This is a genomic window from Caballeronia sp. LZ003, assembly GCF_031451465.1.
Classification (GTDB): Bacteria; Pseudomonadota; Gammaproteobacteria; order Burkholderiales; family Burkholderiaceae; genus Caballeronia.
In genome coordinates this window covers 1-2,427 of sequence record NZ_JARUXJ010000011.1, presented here as the reverse complement: position 1 = coordinate 2,427, position 2,427 = coordinate 1, and the positions used below count along the sequence as shown (strand labels likewise).

The window sequence follows — 2,427 nt, the reverse complement described above, 5'->3', positions numbered from 1 at the left end:
GCCTTTTATGGAGTGGCGAACAATGAGGATCCTTCGATTTGGCTCGATGGGCGATGAGGTGGCGCTTTTGCAGCACCGATTGCTTCGCGCGGGTTTCGATCTCGCGGTGACGCATGTATTTGATGAGGCTACCGAAACTGCGATCAAAAAGGTACAAGCCGACGCGGGTCTCGTGGTCGACGGCCTTGCAGGGCCGAAGACGATGCTGGCGCTTGCCACTGGAAAGCGAGATGCCAAGCATCTTGCTGATGCAGATATCGTCAAAGCGGCCGCCTCACTCGATGTTCCCGTCGAGTGCGTGCGTGCGGTGAATGAGGTCGAGTCTCGCGGCGAAGGCTTCCTTGCTGATGGCCGACCCGTCATCCTGTTTGAGCGCCACGTATTCTGGGAACGGTTGGTGACCCACGGCATCGACCCCAAGCCACTCGCGGCTCGCTATCCGAACATTGTGTCGGAAACCCGTGGCGGCTATGAAGGCGGATCCGCCGAGTATGTGCGCCTTGCCTGGGCTCAGATGCTCGCACCAGTCGCCGCATGGGAGGCAACAAGCTGGGGCGCATTCCAGGTGATGGGCGAACACTGGAAGCGACTTGGTTATCAAAGCCCGCAAGAGTTCGTGTCGCGTATGGAGGCGAGCGAAAGGGAGCAGCTTGATGCATTCGTGCGTTTCGTTGCCGCTGACGCCAAGCTGCTCGCCGCGTTGAAATCGCGCCGCTGGGAGGCGTTTGCTGAAGGCTATAACGGCAAGGCGTACAAAGCGAACCTCTATGACGTGAAGCTTGCGCGCGCGTATGAGCGCTATGCGCCTACGCCTACGCTCGCGCCTAAGCCAACGCCAGCCGAAGCGACTGCATGAACTTTCTCGCGATCAAATTTAAGCTCGCTGTCTGCGCACTGCTCATTGCAGCGTCGGTCAGCGCCGTGCTTTATGTCCGAGCGTTGCGTGCGCAGCTCGGGGTGGAAAGTGGACTACTGCGCGCCGCGAGCCAGCGCATTGAAGATCGCGATAGGACCATTCGCGATCTTCAACGTGACGCTCTCGAAAAAGCGCGGCAGCAAGCGCAGCTCGACAGGGCGACGGCCGCTGCCGAGAAGACTGTATCGACGCAACGCCAAGCGATGAGGGAAGCCATTCATGACAGTCCGATCGTTCATCATTGGGCCGACACTGCTTTGCCTGATGATGTTATGCGCTTGTCAGCCAATCCCGCCTACACAGGCTCCGCAGATTTTAGTGCAGCAGTGCCAGACGATCACGCCGTGCAACCTACCGGCGATGTCACCACGCACTAACGGCGAGTTACAGGAAGCACTGACAACAGCCAAGGGCGCGTGGGCCACGTGCGCCGCGAAAGTCGATCTGATCGTCGAGTGTCAGGCTCGCGCGCAGACGCGCAACGCCGCGCAGAGCAAAGAGGCAAAGCATGATTAAACCTGGCAGTTTGCGCGGGGCGCTCGCAGCCGCTATTCCGACGCTTGCCGAAAACCCGGACAAGCTGACGGTATTTATTGATCAAGGATCGATCGCCGCGACCGGCGCAAAGTCGAGCTCGTTCGAATACCGTTACGTGCTCAATGTGCTGGTGCTCGACTACGCGGGCGAGGCAGACGACATCTTCATCGCGGTGGTCGATTGGGTTCGCGCGCATCAATCCGATCTCGTGACCAATTGGGATCAGCGCGATAGTGGCATCACCTACGAGATCGACATTCTCGGCAACAACACCGCCGATGTTTCGGTAAAGCTTCAACTTACCGAAAGCGTTGTTGTCAAGCTCGAGAATGGCGTGCGAACAGTGACGCATGTCGACGACTCACAAAGCAGCGAAAAGCCTTGGGAGAAATAGGCTGCGGGAGTCTATCGAATCGCCTCGGACCATGAGCAACGCCTTCACGCCGCATGCATGAGCACGTTCCCGGATGCCAACCGAGCACTGGACGCGTATCTCGCTGTTAAAACGGAAGCCAGCAATGGACTCGCAATTCCAACTCGATAGCCTGGAGACGTGGGCCAGCGCTCTGCTTGCCAAGCTTGCACCCGCTGCTCGGCGCGCGGTGATGCGCGATATCGCCCGCGAGCTGCGCCGCAGCCAGCAAGCTCGAATCGCCGCGCAACGCAATCCGGACGGCAGCGCTTATGAACCCCGCAAGCCGCGCTCGAAGGCTGGAACAAAGAAGCTGCGCGGCAAGCGAGGGCGCATCAAGCGTTCAGCGATGTTCCCCAAGCTTCGCACGGCGCGTTATATGCGCATTGAAGCCGATGAGAACGGGCTTGCCATCGGCTTCATCGGTCGCGTGGCGCGGATCGCGCGCGTGCATCAATTCGGCGAAACGGATCATGTCGCGCCCGGTGGCCCGGAGTATCGCTATCCCGCACGTGAGCTGCTTGGCTTCACCTGCGACGATCGCGAGTTGATCCGCGACATG

Annotated in this window: 5 protein-coding genes; all 5 read left to right on the top strand. The window is 59.6% G+C overall.

Annotated features, from left to right (window positions below):
- The first annotated feature begins 22 nt into the window (after positions 1–22).
- A complete protein-coding gene (locus QCE79_RS32325; RefSeq protein ID WP_309851351.1) occupies positions 23–856 on the top strand; it encodes an N-acetylmuramidase family protein in 834 nt (277 codons plus the stop codon).
- Complete coding sequence (locus QCE79_RS32320) at positions 853–1,293, top strand: protein lysB (RefSeq protein WP_309851354.1); 441 nt, start codon at positions 853–855, stop codon at positions 1,291–1,293. The genes QCE79_RS32325 and QCE79_RS32320 overlap by 4 nt, the downstream gene beginning before the upstream one ends.
- Positions 1,181–1,432, top strand: a complete 252-nt coding sequence (lysC, locus tag QCE79_RS32315; protein WP_309851349.1) for an Rz1-like lysis system protein LysC — start codon at positions 1,181–1,183, stop codon at positions 1,430–1,432. The genes QCE79_RS32320 and lysC overlap by 113 nt, the downstream gene beginning before the upstream one ends.
- Entirely contained in the window at positions 1,425–1,847 is a 423-nt protein-coding gene (locus QCE79_RS32310; protein ID WP_309851347.1) for a phage tail protein, read from the top strand. Before lysC ends, QCE79_RS32310 begins: the two co-directional genes overlap by 8 nt.
- A 124-nt stretch (positions 1,848–1,971) precedes the next feature.
- A partial coding sequence (locus tag QCE79_RS32305; protein WP_309851344.1) for a phage virion morphogenesis protein occupies positions 1,972–2,427 on the top strand: 456 nt, incomplete at its 3' end.

What these genes read in the sequence shown, in the direction of transcription:
- QCE79_RS32325 (WP_309851351.1), top strand. Translation starts at nt 23, where the DNA reads ATGAGGATCCTTCGATTTGGCTCGATGGGCGATGAGGTGGCGCTTTTG.
- QCE79_RS32320 (WP_309851354.1), top strand. Translation starts at nt 853, where the DNA reads ATGAACTTTCTCGCGATCAAATTTAAGCTCGCTGTCTGCGCACTGCTC.
- lysC (WP_309851349.1), top strand. Translation starts at nt 1,181, where the DNA reads ATGATGTTATGCGCTTGTCAGCCAATCCCGCCTACACAGGCTCCGCAG.
- QCE79_RS32310 (WP_309851347.1), top strand. Translation starts at nt 1,425, where the DNA reads ATGATTAAACCTGGCAGTTTGCGCGGGGCGCTCGCAGCCGCTATTCCG.